Annotated in this window: 19 protein-coding genes; 7 read left to right on the top strand and 12 right to left on the bottom strand. The window is 35.8% G+C overall.

All coding sequences use genetic code 11. The features are described 5' to 3' along the window. Positions 1-6 precede the first annotated feature (6 nt). From PGH12_RS02465 to PGH12_RS02445, 5 genes are all read left to right on the top strand, one after another. Positions 7-843, top strand: coding sequence for a phytoene/squalene synthase family protein (locus PGH12_RS02465; protein WP_267598869.1), 837 nt, complete (start codon positions 7-9; stop codon positions 841-843). 28 nt (positions 844-871) lie between these two features. Then, positions 872-1339, top strand: a complete 468-nt coding sequence (locus tag PGH12_RS02460) for an SRPBCC family protein (protein ID WP_267598868.1) — start codon at positions 872-874, stop codon at positions 1337-1339. 1 nt (position 1340) lies between these two features. After that, complete coding sequence (locus PGH12_RS02455) at positions 1341-1799, top strand: sterol desaturase family protein (protein ID WP_267598866.1); 459 nt, start codon at positions 1341-1343, stop codon at positions 1797-1799. A gap of 1 nt (position 1800) precedes the next feature. After that, positions 1801-2508, top strand: a complete 708-nt coding sequence (locus tag PGH12_RS02450) for a lycopene cyclase domain-containing protein (protein WP_267598865.1) — start codon at positions 1801-1803, stop codon at positions 2506-2508. A gap of 354 nt (positions 2509-2862) precedes the next feature. Further along, positions 2863-3285 carry a hypothetical protein gene (locus PGH12_RS02445; protein WP_267598864.1) on the top strand — a complete coding sequence of 141 codons (423 nt, stop codon included), beginning with the start codon at positions 2863-2865 and terminating at the stop codon, positions 3283-3285. An 84-nt stretch (positions 3286-3369) separates the two neighbouring features. Here the strand turns inward: PGH12_RS02445 and PGH12_RS02440 are convergent, their stop codons facing one another. Both PGH12_RS02440 and PGH12_RS02435 read right to left on the bottom strand, forming a co-directional pair. Continuing rightward, a complete protein-coding gene (locus PGH12_RS02440; RefSeq protein WP_267598862.1) occupies positions 3370-4077 on the bottom strand; it encodes a DUF421 domain-containing protein in 708 nt (235 codons plus the stop codon). A gap of 137 nt (positions 4078-4214) precedes the next feature. Continuing rightward, positions 4215-4481, bottom strand: a complete 267-nt coding sequence (locus tag PGH12_RS02435; protein WP_267598861.1) for a hypothetical protein — start codon at positions 4479-4481, stop codon at positions 4215-4217. 194 nt (positions 4482-4675) lie between these two features. Between PGH12_RS02435 and PGH12_RS02430 the strand changes: the two genes are divergently transcribed. Then, positions 4676-5053, top strand: coding sequence for a DoxX family protein (locus tag PGH12_RS02430; RefSeq protein WP_267598860.1), 378 nt, complete (start codon positions 4676-4678; stop codon positions 5051-5053). Between the two features lie 102 nt (positions 5054-5155). After that, positions 5156-6319 (top strand): cytochrome-c peroxidase, encoded by a 1164-nt coding sequence (locus tag PGH12_RS02425; RefSeq protein WP_267598859.1) that lies wholly within the window; start codon positions 5156-5158, stop codon positions 6317-6319. A 60-nt stretch (positions 6320-6379) separates the two neighbouring features. Here PGH12_RS02425 and PGH12_RS02420 read toward each other — a convergent pair whose 3' ends face one another. From PGH12_RS02420 to PGH12_RS02375, 10 genes are all read right to left on the bottom strand, one after another. Continuing rightward, positions 6380-7567, bottom strand: a complete 1188-nt coding sequence (locus PGH12_RS02420; protein WP_420710319.1) for a PQQ-dependent sugar dehydrogenase — start codon at positions 7565-7567, stop codon at positions 6380-6382. 231 nt (positions 7568-7798) lie between these two features. After that, positions 7799-10015 (bottom strand): xanthine dehydrogenase family protein molybdopterin-binding subunit, encoded by a 2217-nt coding sequence (locus PGH12_RS02415; RefSeq protein WP_267598857.1) that lies wholly within the window; start codon positions 10013-10015, stop codon positions 7799-7801. 40 nt (positions 10016-10055) lie between these two features. Beyond that, on the bottom strand, positions 10056-11033 hold the full coding sequence (locus tag PGH12_RS02410; RefSeq protein ID WP_267598855.1) for an FAD binding domain-containing protein: 978 nt from the start codon (positions 11031-11033) through the stop codon (positions 10056-10058). Continuing rightward, complete coding sequence (locus PGH12_RS02405) at positions 11030-11623, bottom strand: (2Fe-2S)-binding protein (protein WP_267598854.1); 594 nt, start codon at positions 11621-11623, stop codon at positions 11030-11032. Before PGH12_RS02405 ends, PGH12_RS02410 begins: the two co-directional genes overlap by 4 nt. 330 nt (positions 11624-11953) lie before the next feature. Then, positions 11954-12760: a DUF4249 domain-containing protein gene (locus PGH12_RS02400; protein ID WP_267598853.1), complete on the bottom strand. Its 807-nt coding sequence runs from the start codon at positions 12758-12760 to the stop codon at positions 11954-11956. Between the two features lie 4 nt (positions 12761-12764). Then, a complete protein-coding gene (locus tag PGH12_RS02395; RefSeq protein ID WP_267598852.1) occupies positions 12765-15095 on the bottom strand; it encodes a TonB-dependent receptor in 2331 nt (776 codons plus the stop codon). A gap of 174 nt (positions 15096-15269) precedes the next feature. Then, entirely contained in the window at positions 15270-15635 is a 366-nt protein-coding gene (locus PGH12_RS02390; protein WP_267598851.1) for a response regulator, read from the bottom strand. Positions 15636-15653: 18 nt separating this feature from the next. Then, a complete protein-coding gene (locus PGH12_RS02385) occupies positions 15654-16235 on the bottom strand; it encodes a chemotaxis protein CheB (RefSeq protein WP_267598849.1) in 582 nt (193 codons plus the stop codon). A 6-nt stretch (positions 16236-16241) separates the two neighbouring features. Further along, a complete protein-coding gene (locus PGH12_RS02380; RefSeq protein WP_267598848.1) occupies positions 16242-17072 on the bottom strand; it encodes a CheR family methyltransferase in 831 nt (276 codons plus the stop codon). Further along, on the bottom strand, positions 17073-17438 hold the full coding sequence (locus PGH12_RS02375; protein ID WP_267598846.1) for a response regulator: 366 nt from the start codon (positions 17436-17438) through the stop codon (positions 17073-17075). Positions 17439-17447: the final 9 nt, after the last annotated feature.

The following is a 17447-nucleotide window of genomic DNA, read 5'->3' as shown; positions in this document are numbered from 1 at the left end:
ATCATTATGAAAAAACTATTTGACGATCTCTCTTATAAGATCAGTAAACAAACCACAAAGCAGTACAGTACTAGTTTTTCATTAGGAATCTTGGCATTGTCACCGCAGATAAGAAACTCAATTTATGCGATTTACGGATATGTAAGATTGGCTGATGAGATTGTAGACAGTTTTCACGATTACGACAGATCTACTCTACTCACACGTTTTAGAGAACAGACCAATCAGGCTTTGGAAGAAAAGATCTCGCTGAATCCTATTTTGCAATGTTTTCAGGAAACAATTCACCGTTACGAAATAGATCTCGAATTAATATACCAGTTTCTAAACAGTATGGAAATGGATCTTCAGAAAATAGATTACAATTCTGACCTTTACAAACAGTACATTCTAGGTTCTGCAGAAGTTGTAGGTCTTATGTGCCTTCATATTTTTGTTGATGGAAATAAAGAGCAGTATGAAATTTTAAAACCTTCTGCCATGAAATTGGGATCAGCTTTTCAGAAAGTTAATTTTTTGAGAGACTTAAAAGATGATTATCAGGTTCTTGGCCGTACTTACTTTCCTGATGTTGATATCTCATCGTTTGATAATTCTGTGAAACTACAGATTGAGAATGATATTCAGCAGGAATTCAGAGAAGCTTTGGAAGGCATTAAAAATCTTCCTAATTCATCTCGTTTTGGTGTTTATCTCGCATACAGATATTACATTTCATTATTCAGAAAAATCAAAAGAACGCCTGCAAAAAAGATCATCAATCAGAGAATCAGAATCTCAAACGGCAAAAAGTTTTCGTTGATGATGAGCAGCTACGTACAGTACAAAATGTCATATTTATAAGATTAAAAATTTATTTTAATAAAGAAAAATGGTACACCAACTAAAGAAGCAACAACAGCTAAATTGTGATATAGAAACTGCATGGAAATTCTTTTCATGGGCAAATAATCTCTCTAAAATAACTCCAAAGGATATGAATTTCACAGTCCGCACAAAGATGGAAAGTGACGAAATATATGAGGGAATGATTATTGATTACTACGTTTCGCCTTTGCTTGGTATTAAAATGGACTGGCAAACAGAGATCACACAGGTGAATCATCAAAGCAGTTTTACAGATTTTCAAAAAAAAGGACCTTATAAACTTTGGAATCATTTTCATGAATTTATTCCGAATGAAAAAGGAGTTCTCATAAAGGATACTGTAGATTACGAATTGCCAATGGGATTTTTAGGCGAAATTGCTCACAGCATCTTCGTTAAAAGTAAGCTAGAGCACATTTTCAGTTATCGTTTTGATATTTTAGAAAAAATGTTTAACCAGAAAACCAATTAATATGAATTTTCTGATCGTTGTCGCCACATTCTTCATTATGGAAGGAATTACATGGCTGGTTCACAAATATATAATGCATGGTTTTTTATGGTCACTTCACAGAGATCATCACGACCACAGCAATGATGGTCATATGGAAAGAAATGACTATTTCTTTGCCATTTTTGCAATTCCTACGATTGCTTTGATGTACTATGGTACCATCAATGGTTTTAATGAATATTTTTACATTGCTATAGGAATCACTGTTTATGGCATGGCCTATTTTTTCGTCCATGACATCTTTATACATCAAAGATTTAAGCTTTTGAGAGATACTCAAAATCCTTATCTACTGGCGATAAGACGGGCTCATAAACAACACCACAAACATACTGGTAAAGAATTTGGAGAATGTTTTGGCTTTCTTTGGGTTCCCGTAAAATATTTTAAAATGTATTTTAATAAAAATAAAAAATAGCATGTGGCAGTATACCTATCTAGCGATCAATTTTTTTACGGTAATCATCTGTTTTTTATTTTCGTTTCATCCAAAAATAAAATTTCACAGGCATTTTAAGGCATTCACAATGGCATCTTTTCTGGTTGCCGTTTTTTTTATTGCGTGGGATGTATGGTTTACAAAAATTGGAGTTTGGTGGTTTAATGACCAATATCTCATCGGAAGCAGACTGTTCGGACTTCCTGTAGAAGAACTTATGTTTTTTATTTGCATTCCGTTTTCATGCGTTTTCACATACTTTTGTTTAGATAAATTTTTTAAACTTGACTGGAATCCAACACTAGAAAAAATTTTCGTGATTGTTTTTATAGTTATTTTACTGTGCCTGTCTGTTGTTTTCGAAGATAAAATCTATCCTTTCATTACATTTCTTACTTCAGCAATAAGCCTTTTTACATTATATTTTATTCTAAAAGTTTCTTGGCTTGGTAAGGCATCATTAATTTATTTAATATTAATGCCCGGGTTTTTGGCGGTAAACGGAATACTAACCGGAACGGGATTAGAATCGCCCATTGTCAACTATAATCCAGAACAGATCATTGGAATTAGAATTTTTACGATTCCAATTGAAGACAGTATTTACGGTTATGAAATGATTTTATGGAATCTTTATCTCTTTTACCGTTTTAAGAGCAAAGAATCTGAAGATGTAATTGTAGCTTAATGGTACATTACAGACAGCCGTTAATTTACCGATAGAGTTTAACTTTTGATCAAAATAATGGTAAATTATCAATTATCAGCGGCTTAAAAGTGTAGAATGTTTTTTGAGACTTTACCGCTATTTTCTTTTTACAAACAATTTACTGATTCAATAATATTTAGCGTTTTTTGATTGCTAAATATGTGAATATTGGTAATCTTGAAGGTATTTAATTTAAACCTCAAATCATTATAACAATATAGAAAGTGATATATTTAAAAATAAGAGATTATTATTAAATTTTACATACCACACATTCAATGTAGGGCATAATATTTGCAACTGCTCTATTAAACCACTTATACCACAAATATTATGAACGTTACAGATTTAAAAATTAAAAATCTGGTAGATTATAAAGGCCAGATTTTTACGATTACAGAAATTTTTCAGAACGAAAAAAATGAATATTCAGTGAAGATCGAGAATGATTATCAACATCTGGCTGTACCTGCAGATTCTATTCTACCAATCACGATCAATGAAGACTGGCTAGAGAAATTGGGTTTCACAAGAACATACAGCTCAGATCACAGAATTAGATATGAAAGACCAGAATCATTCATTAAGTATGATATAGATTTGAATTCTAAAAAGATTGTAGAAGGTCTTAAAATCTACGGGAACTCAATCAGATGTAAATACATTCACGAGTTTCAGAATATTTTTTCAAGCCTTTTCGGCAGAGACACTGAAACTACATTGAAAAACATTTTCAAAAACGAGGCAGTAGCTTAGTATTAGTGACCAAATCTAAATTATATATATCTTAAGTTGAAAATCCCCGAACTAATGTTTTAATTCGGGGATTTTATTTTTGATTTATGTAATTCGCTTTTTATTACTAGCCAATACCCAGTTTTGCTTTCCGCATTTTTTGCATTTCCCTCCATTTCCGGATGATTTTTCTTCAGTAAATCCGCAAAATGTACAAGAATAATAACCTGAATTTTCTACAAATTTCAACGGATTAAGAAGAGAACCAGGCATTATCGGTAAACCAAATTTCACATCATCATCAGCGAAAAAGAATACGCTGATATCTCCGGAGGTCTCTTCAATAGCGATTTCTATCTGGCCAAGGTGTGAAACTCCTTTTAATCTCAATTCGGAAAAAAACTCGTCACTTCCTAAATTCTCTTTTTTAAAATTATCAATTGAAAAAACTCCATCCTCAATAAGGGCGATAGATTTGCCTTCTAATAAATTTTCAAATCTTTTAAATCTTCCGATCAGGTAGGTTATAAAACTGTAAAAACAGATAATAACAATAAAAACAACGATAGATGATGCAATTCCAACGTCTTTATAAAACATGGGATCACCCGCTGCAGAACCCAATCCTATGATGACAACAAGTTCAAACAGAGACAATTGCTTCACACCTCTTTTACCAAGTATGCGCAAACCGACAATAATCGTAATGAACATTATAAGGGTACGCAAGATGATTTCCGTTAAAAAAATCCACTCTTCGCCTCCCAAGAGGAATTCTTTCCAGCTAAAATCTAAAATCACAGCGAGATACATAAATATAATTTTCAGCAATAATACCAAAAATAAGCCACAGAAAGCGTATTAATAAAAAACCTCCAAATCTATATGCTTAGATTTGGAGGTTCTCACTTTTAATATAAATATTTAATATGGATGAATATGATTGAATTTTATTTCAAATCAAAATAACTTCCATATTTACTTTGCTGGATCTTTGCCATAAAGTCGTTATAAGCAGGATATTGTATTCCTGTAGCAACATCGATAACAATTTTTTTGCGATTTGGTTTTAATCTCAGTCTGATCTGATCAAAACTGTAATTATCAACTTCACATAAAAAATTCTTTATTTCGCTAAAATCCATACCTTCTTTGCCGGCTGGCTCTTTGGTTCTCTGCGATTGTTCGTCGTCCAGAAAAAATTTAATTCGTTCCATAATAAAAAGATTTGGTAGTGATTGCTAAGATACGAAAATTTCAGCAAAATATTATGATTAGAGTCACATTATCAATATAATATGAAAATTTATTTGACTACTAAATATTGCTCTACTTTAAATACAAATGTAATTTCTAACGGAGACTGGTCTGAATTTTGTCTGAATGAAGTACATCAAGAAAAAATACTATTATGGACGCTAAAAATATATCAAGAATTGCATTGGGAGCGATGCTTATTACAGCAGGAATCGGGCATCTTACTTTTGCCAGAAAAGAATTTCAGGCACAGGTTCCCGATTGGGTTCCTTTAAAAAAAGATGACACTGTAGTTTACTCTGGAGTCGTTGAAATCGCCTTGGGAGCCACAATAATTGCAACTCCAAAGAAATATCGCAATATTTTGGGAAAGCTTACAGCAGCATTTTTCACTGCCGTATTTCCTGGAAATATTTCACAGTATAAAGACCGTAAAGACGGTTTTGGTTTAGATACAGATCAGCGTAGAATGGCCAGATTATTCATCCAGCCTTTGCTTATTGGCTGGGCATTGAAGTCAATGAAAAAATAAGCATTTATCATTAATAATTTTTCATTTTTTTATAATTTTTTTCAAATAATTAAAAATCAGATTTATAGTCAGATTAATTATTTTTGCTAAAATTAATAATGAATGAAAAACTGGCTTTGTTGGGTTTTATTTTTATTTGTAGGTATCACTTTATTAAATAACTGTCTGCAAAACAGAACTTATAAAGATTTAAAAAAGAAACAATCATTTCTTGATCAGTTAAGATTTGCCTATTCATCTAATGATACTTTGAAGTGGCCAAAACCAGTTCTGGATCCTTCAGTAACCGTATTTTCCGAAATCGGACACTTACCAGAAGTTGAGTTTCCAGCAGACAATCCCTATTCTGAAGAGAAAGCATTTTTAGGAAGAACACTTTTTTATGATCCTCGACTTTCCGGCTCTAATCAAATTGCTTGTGCATCGTGCCATGATCCTGAATTAGGATGGACTGATAACAGAAGATTATCTTTTGGTCACGACAGGCAACTTGGAAGAAGAAACGCGATGACGATCATGAACGTCGCTTATACAAAATCTATGTTCTGGGATGGAAGATCGCAATCGCTTGAAGATCAAGTAAAAATACCAATTGAGGATCAATCAGAAATGTCTGAACATATTGATATCGCAACAGAAAAAATTATTAAAGTAAAGGGTTATGAAATGCTTTTTGAAAAAGCTTTTGGTGATAAAAAAATAACTAAAGACAGAATTGCTAAAGCTATTGCGACATTTGAGCGAACTGTTGTTAGTCCGCAAAGCAGATTTGATCAATTCATTGATGGTGAAAAAGATGCTCTTACAGATGATGAAGTGATGGGTCTTCACCTTTTCCGCACAAAGGCTCAGTGTATGAACTGCCACAATTCCGGCTATTTTTCAAACAATCTTTTTGAAAATGACGGAACTTCTTTGCTAAGCTCAGACGACGAAGATTTAGGGCGATATCTGATTACAAAAAAATCTGTCGATGTAGGTAAATTCAGAGTTCCCACCTTGCGTGAAGTGGTAAAAACAGCACCGTGGATGCATCGTGGTTCTTTTAATACTTTATCTGAAGTTATTAATTTTTATAATATGGGAAATCCTGAATCATATAAAAATCGATCTACTCTTTTTGAAGGAAAGCAACTAATTTCCGAAAAATCTGATATGCTAAAACTTTTGGAATTGACTAAAGAGGAAATGTTGCAGTTGGAATCTTTTTTGGGAACTTTAAGCACGCCTACAGCAAGACCTCTACCGCCTAAACTTCCGAAATAAAAAATAGCGCAGACACTATAGATTAGGTATTCTGCGCTATTTAGTTTCAAAAAAATTGTTCTATTGCTTATTGATTTTGTAAAGTCTGCCTGCATCTGTGATTGCATACAAAGCATTATCCGTACCTTGAGTTATATCTCTAAAGCGCTGATTCTCATCAGCCAACAATCGTTCTTCACCTACGACTTTATTATTTTCGATCACTAATCTCACAATATGCATCCCGCTAAGAGAACCTATGAAAAGATTGTTTTGCCATTCAGGCATATTATTGCCCCGGTAGAATGTCATACCGCTTGGCGAAATTACAGGATCCCAATAATAAACCGGTTGTTGCATACCAGTTTGTTGCTGAATGCCATCACCTATTACTCCGCCGCTATACTCAATTCCATACGTTATTGTAGGCCAGCCGTAATTTGCTCCTGCTTGGATGCGGTTGATCTCATCTCCACCTTTCGGGCCGTGTTCTCCTTGCCAAAGATCTCCTGTGACAGGATGTATTGCCAAGCCTTGTGGATTTCTATGACCTATACTATACAATTCCGGTAAAGCTCCGGTTTGCGAAAACGTTGGATTTCCTGCAGCTGGCTGGCCATCTTTTGTAATTCTTATAATTTTTCCTATCGCTGCAGAAACGGATTGGGCTAACGGTCTTGTTGACAGATCAGATCTTTCGCCTGTGCTTACGAAAAGATTTCCTGAAGAATCAAATAAAATTCTCCCACCATAATGTAGATTACCTGTGGAAGCAGAAGGATTTGCTCTGTAAATCACCGTAGGGTTTTCTATGACCGCTTCAGAATCTGAAAGTTTCCCCTTAGCAACAGCAGTTACCGTTCCGCCAGTTACGTTTTCCGAAAACACCCAATAAATCATTCTGTTGGTAGAAAATTGTGGATCAATGCAGAGTCCCAGCAAACCGCCTTGTCCTGTAGAGTTCACCGCAGGCAAGCCAGTAATCGGATTTCCTACTGTTCCGGTATTGGTGACAATACGCATTGTCCCGGTTTTCTGTGTAATTAATAATCTTCCGTCGGGAAGACTCGTAATTCCCCAAGGTGAAGAAAGTGATGAAGTAAGAATCGTTTTCTGATAAGGTATCAATGTCTTCACGGCATTTACTCTTGTCTGACCTGCAAATGCGGGAGCGTAATTGGTATTTGCGGGATTACTTTCTACAGGTAGAAATGTTTCGCCGTTTCTTGTATTTTCTTCTAAATCATCTGTGCAGTTGATTAAAAGCATCGACGAAGCCATCATTAGATAATGCAGTTTCATATTTAAAATTTGGTGTTAAGTAATTATGATTTTCTTCAAAATTAGCATTTGAGCTTAATTTTTAAGAGTGAGAACATCAAAGTTTAAGCCAATAGAAATCGTACAAAATATTTAAAAGGTTTAAAAATTTAAAATATAAAGCAAAAAGCCCTTTAACATTTATTAAAGGACTTTATTTTATTTTACATTGAATATATTCTATTTTTGAATAAGTAAATCTGGAGTAATCGGTAAATTCCTGAATCTTTTTCCTGTAGCGTTAAAAATGGCATTAGCGATTGCGGGCGCTGCACCGATGATTCCTACTTCTCCTAAACCTTTTGCACCACTAGGGTTCAGATTGTTATCGGGTTTGTTGATAAATGCCACTTCAATAATCGGCGCATCGGCATTGACGGGAAAATGATAACCTGCAAGATCATTTGCAATAAGACCTCCCACCTTTTCGTCAACCGAAGTTTTCTCCATCAGTGCCATACCAATTCCTCCTACAGCAGCACCTGAAATCTGATTTGCTGCGGGCTTTTCATTAATGATCTTTCCGCCATCTACCACGACAACCATCTTATCAATAACTACTTTTCCTGTTTTTATGTTGACTTTTACTCTGCAGAAATGAGCCGCCGACGAACAAAATGAAAACTTCTTTTTTTCTTCGCCAGCTTCTGATGTAGCTTCTACGTCTATTGTTTTTAAATTGTTTTTATTAAAAATATCCTCGTACGAAATGAAATTTCCACCTTCTTTTTGAAACGAAACTCCTTTATCTGAAAGAATGATATCTACAATATTGGCATTTTTAAACTTTTGATTAAAAACTGAAGCGTACTCAGCAAGTTTTAATTTTAATGCATCACTTACCGCAACCACAGCTCCGCTAATGGAAGACAAACCTGTACTTCCACCTTGGCTACCTGCCGGCGGGAGGTCAGAATTTCCAAGTTCTATGGTGATTTTGTTTTTAGAAATTCCGGAAGATTCATGCATGATATTCTGCATTCCTGTTCCAGTTCCCGTTCCGATATCCGTCATTGCGCTCTGCAGAACAATATTTCCGTCTTTGGTCATTTTGATTCCGGCACTTGCTTTATTTCTTCCTGCATTCCACATTCCGACAGCCATTCCGTAACCTATTTTCCAATCTCCTTCGGATATTGCTCCGGGATTTGGCTTTCTGAGATTCCAACCTATCATTTTGGAACCTTTTTCTATGGCTTCTTTTAAATAATTGGTTGACCACGGCAATCCTGTTTCGGGATTTTTTTCCAGAGCCAGATTTTTGTATCTCAAGGCAACAGGATCTATTTTAAGCTGATAGCTCATTTCGTCTAATGCGCTTTCAATTGCAAAATCGCCGGTACAGTCGCCTGGACCACGCATCCAAGTTGGCGCGCTTAGATTTAACGGAACCACAGCATTGTCGGTTTTAAGATTATCAAACTGGTAAATCAATCTTGAAACCCGCGTAATGCCTTCACTGAAAGGATCATATATCGCACAACCGTTTTTTGCCTGATGCAAAACCCCAGTTATTTTACCTTCTTTATTGGCTCCTAACTTCACTCTTTGCCAGGAAGCCGGTCTGTAGCCTACTGAATGAAACATTTGTGGACGAGTAAGCATTAATTTGACAGGTCTTTTCACTTGTTTTGCACCTAAAATAGCAGCTAATGCGTGCGGCCAGACTCTTAAACCAGAGCCAAATCCGCCGCCGACAAATTCACTGATCACCTGAATATTATCTACAGGTATTTCAAATAATCCGGCGAACGTTTTCTGAACACTGTTCACACCCTGATTCTTATCGAAAATCCTTAGCTTGTTATCTGCATACCAATCTGCAATAGTTGCGTGCATTTCCATCGGATTGTGAATTTCTGCTGCAATACCATATTCCTGATCTACAAAAAATGGTGAATTGCTCCAACTTTTTTCGTCTCCTCTTTCCTTTCCGGCAGGCTTCAATTCTGCAGAATTTTTAGCTTTATTGAAATCTACTTCAAATGAATCTGCAGAATATTCTACCTTCACCAGAGACGCTGCATATGTTGCTTCCTCTAAAGTCTCAGCAATCACCAATGCCACAGGTTGACCTTTGAAATATATTGTATCGGTATAAAAAACAGGCAAACCAAATTTAGATTCTTTAATCTTAGCCTCAGTAGCAAATCCCGGAACGGCTGGTTTTCTGAGATGTGAAATAATATCTAAAATTCCCTCAGCCTGCTTTGCCTGATCTATATTAATAGCTTTTATCTTACCAGAAGCGATCTCGCTGGTTACTAAAACTGCATAGCAAAGATTATCTGCTTTATATTCTGCGGCATATTTTCCCTGTCCTCTTACTTTTGCTAGAGCTTCCACACGACCCTCGGAAGGTACTGTAAATGCAGTTTCATCATCAAAAAATCCCATGTTTTTAAATTTTAAAATTATTAGAAATAAAACTGTCTCATTATAAATTTACAACATTATGCAATGCAAGTTCTACCGCACCTTGGAGCATCGGAACCTTATAAGCATTATCAGAAAGCGGTTTCACTTTTTCTACAACAATCTCCGAAGCTTTTTTAAAGACTTCACCGGAAGCTTTTTTACCCTTCAGATAGTCTTCGGCTTCGTACCAACGCCACGGTTTATGGGCAACTCCCCCTGATGCCAATCTTGCATTTTTTATTATATTTCCCTCCATTTCTAAAGCTGATGCCACAGAAATCATCGCAAAAGCGTATGAAGTTCTTTCACGAAGTTTTACATAAGCATACTTTTTATGAAATTCATTTTTTGGAATTTCAATATGTGTAATCAGAGAATTTTGTGGTAAATTATTGTCTAACCACGGTGTATTTTCGGGTAATTTGTGAAAATCTTTAAATGGAATTTTAAATTGTTTATTTTTAGAATCTACACCATGTACATCGGCATCCAAAGCAACTAAGGAAATACATAGATCAGAAGGGTGAACTGCAACACATTCGTCGCTGTAGCCAACAATCGCACTCATTTTATTGTCACCATTCAGGGCGCTGCAGCCGCTTCCCTTCTGCCTTTTATTGCATGGTGTTGTCACATCATAAAAATAAGGGCAGCGCGTTCTTTGCAATAAATTTCCTGCGGTGCTTGCCATATTTCTGATTTGTGGTGAGGCTCCGGCAAGAACAGCCTTGCTAATGAGTGGAAATTTTTTTAATAAATCAGAATTGGTTGTTAAAGCCGTGTTTCTGGCCATTGCGCCAATCGTTACTGATTTTTCTGACAGTTTAATTTCATTAGATAAAGCTGTAGAAACGTCAACTATTCCGTCGGGTTGGGCAATATCTTTTTTAAGCAGATCAACAATATTGGTTCCGCCTGCAATGAAATTTTTTTCTGCTGTTTTATACTTTAAAGCCTCAACAGAATTTTTTGCTTTTTCGAATATAAATGGTTTCATAAGGCTGCTACTTTTTGTATCGATTCAACAATTCCGTTGTAGGCTCCGCATCTGCAAAGGTTTCCGCTCATAAATTCTTTAATTTCTTCCACAGAATTTGTGTTACCTTCCTTTACACAGGCAACTGCTGACATGATCTGTCCGGGAGTACAATATCCGCACTGAAAACCGTCACATTCAATAAATGCCTGCTGCATCGGATGCAGTTTGTCGCCACTTGATAGACCTTCAATCGTCGTAACATCTTTCCCCGGAACCATAGCCGCCAGAGTAAGACAACTCAGTGCTCTTTCACCGTCAATGTGAACGGTACATGCGCCGCATTGCCCATGGTCACAGCCTTTTTTAGTTCCTGTAAGATCAAGATTTTCACGTAGAACATCCAGAAGTGTAGATCGGCTGTCAACTTTTAGGTCGTGTATTTTTTTGTTAACCGAAATTTTAATCGGTATTGTACTCTTTTTAGGAAGTATAAAATCTTTTACATCGTTATAAAAAGCTTTTACTGACGTTGGGATTGAAGCAAATATTGCTACAATTGCAGTGCTTTTTAAAAAGGATCTTCTGCTTTGATTCGTATGGTCAGACATATCTGATAATTTTATGATTGAAAAAGTGCCGTATTTTTATTTTAAAACTATTTAGTTGATTTATGATTTAACATTAAAAGCCTACCATCATTTTGTCTTTCCGTAGAAATGTAAAATGGTAATTTTCAGTCGTTAATGATCATGAAAATAGTTTAATTTTAAATTTAGCAACCTCATGTTATTTCAAATTTAATGAAAGTTTGCCAGAATATGGTAATTCATGCTTTACTTATCATGATCTGCTGTTATTTATAATTAAAATAAATTAAGCGCTAAAAAAATCCAGCAAAAACTGATTTTCGCCGGAAGATATATTTAAACTAAATTAAACTACTGAATGACATATGTTTTTTTACTCACCGTATGGGCTGAGAAATATCCCAAAGCACCGTTGCTGATATTGCTTGGTGGATTGGAAGGTGTAATTCCGCCGCCAGGGCCGCCGCCATCGATAATCTGTAGTAAAGAGGTAAAATAAGTATACACATTGGTATCTATACACTGCATTTCGACATAAATTGTATCTCCGACCTTAGTTTTTTCGCTTTCGCCATCTTCGTCATCATTCGGAAGTAACAAAGGTCTCTGATTGACCACACCATTATTCACATTGTCAGAAAAAGCTTCAAAAATTTCCCCAGAAGTATTCACTGAATATTTGAAAAGATATCTGTTTCCCAAAGCCTGAGGATCAGTAAATATGGGTAAAAGTGTATATGAAAGTTCGCCGCCAACCATAAAAGAATCTTGCTGAAGACCATCAAGCACAACAGGTTGAGGCATTGTACTTTTTGCTGTGAACTCTTTTCCCTCCGCAGAAACTTTAAGAGTATACGTTCTTCCTGGTGCACTGGTAAAGGTATTTGTTTCATAGAATCCTTCACCAACGTGCTTCAGTACTTCATTCTGTCCCGCATCATCACTTAAAATTACAACAGCATTGCCTATAATAGGATATATATTATCTGCTGTAACAGCTACAGATTTTGTAATTCTCACGTAGTACGGCCCATCCTGATCTGTGATATTACCTTCTATGACGATGCTTCCGCTTTTATCATCAAGGTCGAGATCAATTTCTTTTTCACAACCTGCAAATAAAAAAAGAGAGATTATTATTAAAAATAAATTTTTCATCGAATTAAAATTTAAAATTATAAGTAATATTTGGTACAAATTTAAAAAGCGAGGTTTGAACTGCTCTTGTTGTGCCTGGTTTGTCGGGATTATCTTCGAATGCGATGGTGTAAGCATTTTCTCTTCCGTATACATTATAGATACCGAATGTCCACGAGCTTTTCCAGCGTTTGTTTTTATTCGGCTCATAGGTTGCGCTCAAATCCATTCTGTGATATGCAGGCATTCTGTCGGCATTTCGACTGCTGTACTGAAAAATAGTCTGGTTCTGCAGTTCGTATTTTCCTGTCGGGAAAGTCACCGCATTTCCTGTGCTATAGACAAACAATCCTGAAAATGACCATTTCGGATTGAGCTCATACGTTGCAACCATTGATAAATCATGTGTTTTATCCTGCCTCGCATTGTACCATTCGTTATCATTGATGCCATTTATTTTTCTTTCGGTTTTTGACAAAGTGTAAGAAACCCAGCCTGTAAGCTTTCCACTTTTCTTCTTGGCGATCAATTCTAATCCATACGCTCTGCCTTTTCCGAACAGTAATTCTGCTTCTACATCTGCCGCTGCATCAAAAGTTATTTCTGCTCCGTTTTTAAAATCAATCTGATTCTGCATCGATTTGTAGTAAACTTCTGCGTTGATCTCATAATTATTGTTATTAAAATTTCTGCTATACCCTGCGCTGATCTGATCTGCAATTTCCGGCTTCACAGAATAGCTGCTGCCGATCCACTGATCTGTAGGATTTCCGCTGCTGCTGTTGCTTAGCAAATGAAGATTCTGCGTATTTCTTGCGTAACCTCCTTTGATGCTGCTTACTTCATTAATTCTGTAATTTGCCGTAATTCTAGGTTCTAGATTTACATATGTGTTTCCGAATTTTCCTTTTTCCAAAAATTTACTTCCTGTTAAAACTCCGTTGTCATAAAGGTTAAACCTATCGCCGCCTAAAACACTGAACATGGATAATCTGAGACCATAATTTACAGTAAGCTTTTCTGTGACTTTATAATCATCATTAATATAAAGTGCATTTTCCCAGGAATATCTGGAGTTTCTCGGAAAACTGCTCACACTGGTTCCGGAAGCACTACTCGGTGTAATCGTGTGATATATTGATTGCAAACCAAAACGAACTGAATGTTTATTGCCGGCGAACCAGCTAAAATCCTGCTTCAGATTCCAATCCCGAATTTGTGAATCCAAACCAAAAGTATTATTGTTGCTCGAAAGGCTCACTTTATAATCATAGTTGCTATATATAAGTGAAGTATTTGAAAATAATTTACTGTTGATAATACTGTTCCAACGTACTGTAGCAGTGGTATTTCCCCAATCTGTCGCAAAAGTATTTCCTAATCCTAAAACATCTCTTCCAAAATATCCCGAAACATAAAGACGGTTGTTTTCATTAATCTGATAATTGGCTTTTAAATTTAAATCATAAAAATAAAGCTTACTGTCTTTAAAATCATCTGTCGCCTTCAGAAAAACATCAGCATAAGTCCGTCGTCCTGAAACAATAAATGATGATTTTTCCTTTTGAAGAGGCCCTTCTACGCTCAATCGACTGCTGATCAAACCAATACCTCCGTTTACATTATAATCTTTATTGTTTCCGTCTTTCATCTTAATATCCATCACAGAAGAAAGCCGACCGCCATATTGTGCAGGACTGTTTCCTTTAATAATGCTTGCATCCTTCAGCGCGTCACTATTGAATGTACTGAAAAATCCTAATAAATGTGATGCATTGTAAACCGGAGCTTCATCCAATAAAATTAAATTCTGATCTGTAGCACCACCTCTCACGCTGAATCCGCTGCTGCCTTCACCATTGCTTTTGATTCCGGGCAATAACTGAATTGTTTTCAAAACATCTTTTTCGCCAAAGAGAACAGGAAGTTTTTCGATACTTTTAATGCTCAACGTTTCCGTTCCCATCTGCGCAGACGTAAGGTTTTTATCTTTTTTAACTGCCGAAATAATGACTTCATCAATTGTGGCAGTACGTTCTGTTTCCTGAGAAAGAATTAAATCTAATTTTACGTTCTGATCAAGTTGTACCGTCTGTCGGTAATTTTGGTAACCTCCGAATGCAACAGCGATTGTATAGTTTCCCTGTGGAAGCGAAAGCGAATAAAACCCATATTCGTTGGCTGTGATATTAATGCTCGGGTCTTCTTCTACTTTTATTGTGGCTCCTATAATGAGCTCGCCGTTTTTTCCGTCTCGCACTGTTCCGCTAATGGTTTTCCGTTCCTGCGCAACAGCTGTCATGCTGAAAACCGAAAGTCCGATTGTGGCAAAAATTCTACAATAAGTTGTTTGCATTATTAAATGTTTATTAGAAATAATTTTTTAAAGATTAAATGTCTAAAGATAAGCTTTAATTAAATGGGCACGAAAGTGAATAAACGGATTATTATATTTAAAATTGTTTTCGCAATGTGAAATCCTGTTCATAAAAAATCCCCATTTTAAATGAGGAATATTATTCTTTAATAATTAGTCTTTTATATGTTTTGCTACCTTTTCTTCAAGATCTTCAAGATTAAAAGGTTTTGCGACATAATCATCAGCCTGCGCACTTTTAGCAAGAGCTACAATGTCGTTATTAGCCGTCACATAGATGACGGGAATGTGTTTGTAGTCATCATGACTCTTTAAAAGTTTGGTTGCTTCTACACCACCGATATTCGGAATCCAGTTGTCCATCAAAATTACATCCGGCTGAAACTGCGAAACCTTTTGTATAATATCGTGTGAGGTTTCTGAAATTTCGACATCATAACCGCCTTCCTCAAAAATAATACTGATCACTTCGAGAATAACTTTATCGTCATCAAAAATCAAAATTTTCTTTCTGTTCATATTTCTATTGTTAATTTTCTATTTAGTTCTATTTAAATTATTTACATATTCTGCAAGATTCTTCTGCTCGATCAGCAAATCGTATTCTACTCGTACGGTTGCTTGTCTTGGCATATAATCTACTTCTGCAGTATCCGGATCTTGAACCCACACTTTGCCATTGTTTTTTTTAATATAATTGAGACCTTCCACTCCATCTGCGTTGGCTCCCGAAAGAAGAACTCCTACCAAATGTTCACCGAAAGTCTCGGCGGCAGATTTGAAGGTGACATCAATAGACGGTCTGGAGTAATTCATTTTTTCTGAACTGTCTAGAGAAACCGTTTTTTTATCTTCAAAAAGCAAGTGATAATCTGCGGGAACTATATAAATTTTATTTTTAAAAATTTCAGTTTTATCCTCAATCTCAATAACTTCCATTGAAGTAAATTGCTGCAGTAATGTTGGCAAAATACTCGTGGAATAAGCCTTTCTGTGAACCACCAACAAAACCGGAAAACCTAAGTTTTCGTTCAGATTTTTAATCATCGCCAGAATAACCTGCAGACTTCCTGCAGATCCTCCAATGACCACTAATTCTGTTTTTTCTGATGTTTCCATATTAGTTTAATTAGGATCAAGTTTTTTCCAGATCTTCTGATCTTCTATCTGATGATAAAATTTATCTAAATTTGAAAACCGAAGAGTTTCCTTTGATCCTAAAGCCAAATAACCAAGATTCTCCAGACTTGCGTCAAAAAGATGAAAAACTCTTTCCTGCAAAGCCTTTTCAAAATAAATCATCACATTTCTGCAGATAATCAGCTGAAAACTGTTGAACGAGCTGTCTGAGACCAGATTATGAGTTGATAAAATTAATTTTTCCTGAAGACTTTTATCAAATCTCGCGCTGTCGTAATTTGCTGTATAATAATCTGAAAAATCTTCTTTACCACCAGACTGTATATAATTTTCGGAATACACTTTCATTTGATTCATCGGAAAAACGCCTGATCTTGCCGTTTCTAAAACTGACGGATTAATGTCTGTTCCGTAAATCAGACATTTATGATAAAGATTGGCCTCTTTCAACAAAATGGCCATAGAGTACGCTTCTTCACCGGTAGAGCAACCCGCAACCCAGATTCTTATCAGAGGATAAGTTCCCAGCTGAGGTAAAATTTCTTCCCTTAATTTTTTGAAAAAATAAGGATCGCGGAACATTTCTGTTACATTCACCGTAATTTCTTCAATGAAATGCTTTAGATAATCCGGATCGTTAATAATCGTATATCGTAATTCGGCAAAGCTTGTAAAACGGTCGATAAGGCAAATCCTGTTCACACGTCTTTTAAAAGAAGCTCTGCTGTACATAGAAAAATCGTATCCGTACAGGTCGTACACGTCTTTTATGAGAAATTCAATTTCCTGGTCTTTTACGATACTCGGTTCCAGCATTTACGACAGTTTTTCGATAGCGGTTAATAATTTATCTACATCGATCGGTTTTTTCACATAATCTCTCGCACCAGCATCCAGACACTTTTGGCGGTCTTCTTCCATTGCCTGCGCAGTTACTGCAATTACAGGAATATGTTGTATCGAGGGGGTTTTATTTATGATTCTTAAAGCTTCATAACCATCCATATCGGGCATCATCATATCCATCAGTACTACGCCGATGTCGGGATTATTCTTTAAAATCTGAATCGCTTCTTGTGCCATTGTAGACGTTTCCATCTGAAAACCGCGAGCTTTCAGTGTTAGTTTTAAAGCAAATATATTTCGCGGATCATCATCCACAATCAAAATTTTCTTGTTCATAAGATAATT

Origin of the sequence: Chryseobacterium sp. CY350 (assembly GCF_027945075.1) — a bacterium.
Taxonomy (GTDB): Bacteria; Bacteroidota; Bacteroidia; order Flavobacteriales; family Weeksellaceae; genus Chryseobacterium.
The sequence above is the reverse complement of the archived record's forward strand: the minus strand, read 5'-3'. Positions and strand labels throughout refer to the sequence as shown.

Excerpts from the sequence above, each read along its gene's own strand:
- PGH12_RS02375 (WP_267598846.1), bottom strand. The coding sequence starts at position 17,438 with ATGAACAAGAAAATTTTGATTGTGGATGATGATCCGCGAAATATATTT.
- PGH12_RS02395 (WP_267598852.1), bottom strand. The coding sequence starts at position 15,095 with ATGCAAACAACTTATTGTAGAATTTTTGCCACAATCGGACTTTCGGTT.
- PGH12_RS02460 (WP_267598868.1), top strand. The coding sequence starts at position 872 with ATGGTACACCAACTAAAGAAGCAACAACAGCTAAATTGTGATATAGAA.
- PGH12_RS02415 (WP_267598857.1), bottom strand. The coding sequence starts at position 10,015 with ATGGGATTTTTTGATGATGAAACTGCATTTACAGTACCTTCCGAGGGT.
- PGH12_RS02465 (WP_267598869.1), top strand. The coding sequence starts at position 7 with ATGAAAAAACTATTTGACGATCTCTCTTATAAGATCAGTAAACAAACC.
- PGH12_RS02445 (WP_267598864.1), top strand. The coding sequence starts at position 2,863 with ATGAACGTTACAGATTTAAAAATTAAAAATCTGGTAGATTATAAAGGC.
- PGH12_RS02390 (WP_267598851.1), bottom strand. The coding sequence starts at position 15,635 with ATGAACAGAAAGAAAATTTTGATTTTTGATGACGATAAAGTTATTCTC.
- PGH12_RS02455 (WP_267598866.1), top strand. The coding sequence starts at position 1,341 with ATGAATTTTCTGATCGTTGTCGCCACATTCTTCATTATGGAAGGAATT.
- PGH12_RS02400 (WP_267598853.1), bottom strand. The coding sequence starts at position 12,760 with ATGAAAAATTTATTTTTAATAATAATCTCTCTTTTTTTATTTGCAGGT.
- PGH12_RS02440 (WP_267598862.1), bottom strand. The coding sequence starts at position 4,077 with ATGTATCTCGCTGTGATTTTAGATTTTAGCTGGAAAGAATTCCTCTTG.
- PGH12_RS02405 (WP_267598854.1), bottom strand. The coding sequence starts at position 11,623 with ATGTCTGACCATACGAATCAAAGCAGAAGATCCTTTTTAAAAAGCACT.
- PGH12_RS02450 (WP_267598865.1), top strand. The coding sequence starts at position 1,801 with ATGTGGCAGTATACCTATCTAGCGATCAATTTTTTTACGGTAATCATC.
- PGH12_RS02435 (WP_267598861.1), bottom strand. The coding sequence starts at position 4,481 with ATGGAACGAATTAAATTTTTTCTGGACGACGAACAATCGCAGAGAACC.
- PGH12_RS02385 (WP_267598849.1), bottom strand. The coding sequence starts at position 16,235 with ATGGAAACATCAGAAAAAACAGAATTAGTGGTCATTGGAGGATCTGCA.
- PGH12_RS02425 (WP_267598859.1), top strand. The coding sequence starts at position 5,156 with ATGAAAAACTGGCTTTGTTGGGTTTTATTTTTATTTGTAGGTATCACT.
- PGH12_RS02430 (WP_267598860.1), top strand. The coding sequence starts at position 4,676 with ATGGACGCTAAAAATATATCAAGAATTGCATTGGGAGCGATGCTTATT.
- PGH12_RS02420 (WP_420710319.1), bottom strand. The coding sequence starts at position 7,567 with ATGCTTTTAATCAACTGCACAGATGATTTAGAAGAAAATACAAGAAAC.
- PGH12_RS02410 (WP_267598855.1), bottom strand. The coding sequence starts at position 11,033 with ATGAAACCATTTATATTCGAAAAAGCAAAAAATTCTGTTGAGGCTTTA.
- PGH12_RS02380 (WP_267598848.1), bottom strand. The coding sequence starts at position 17,072 with ATGCTGGAACCGAGTATCGTAAAAGACCAGGAAATTGAATTTCTCATA.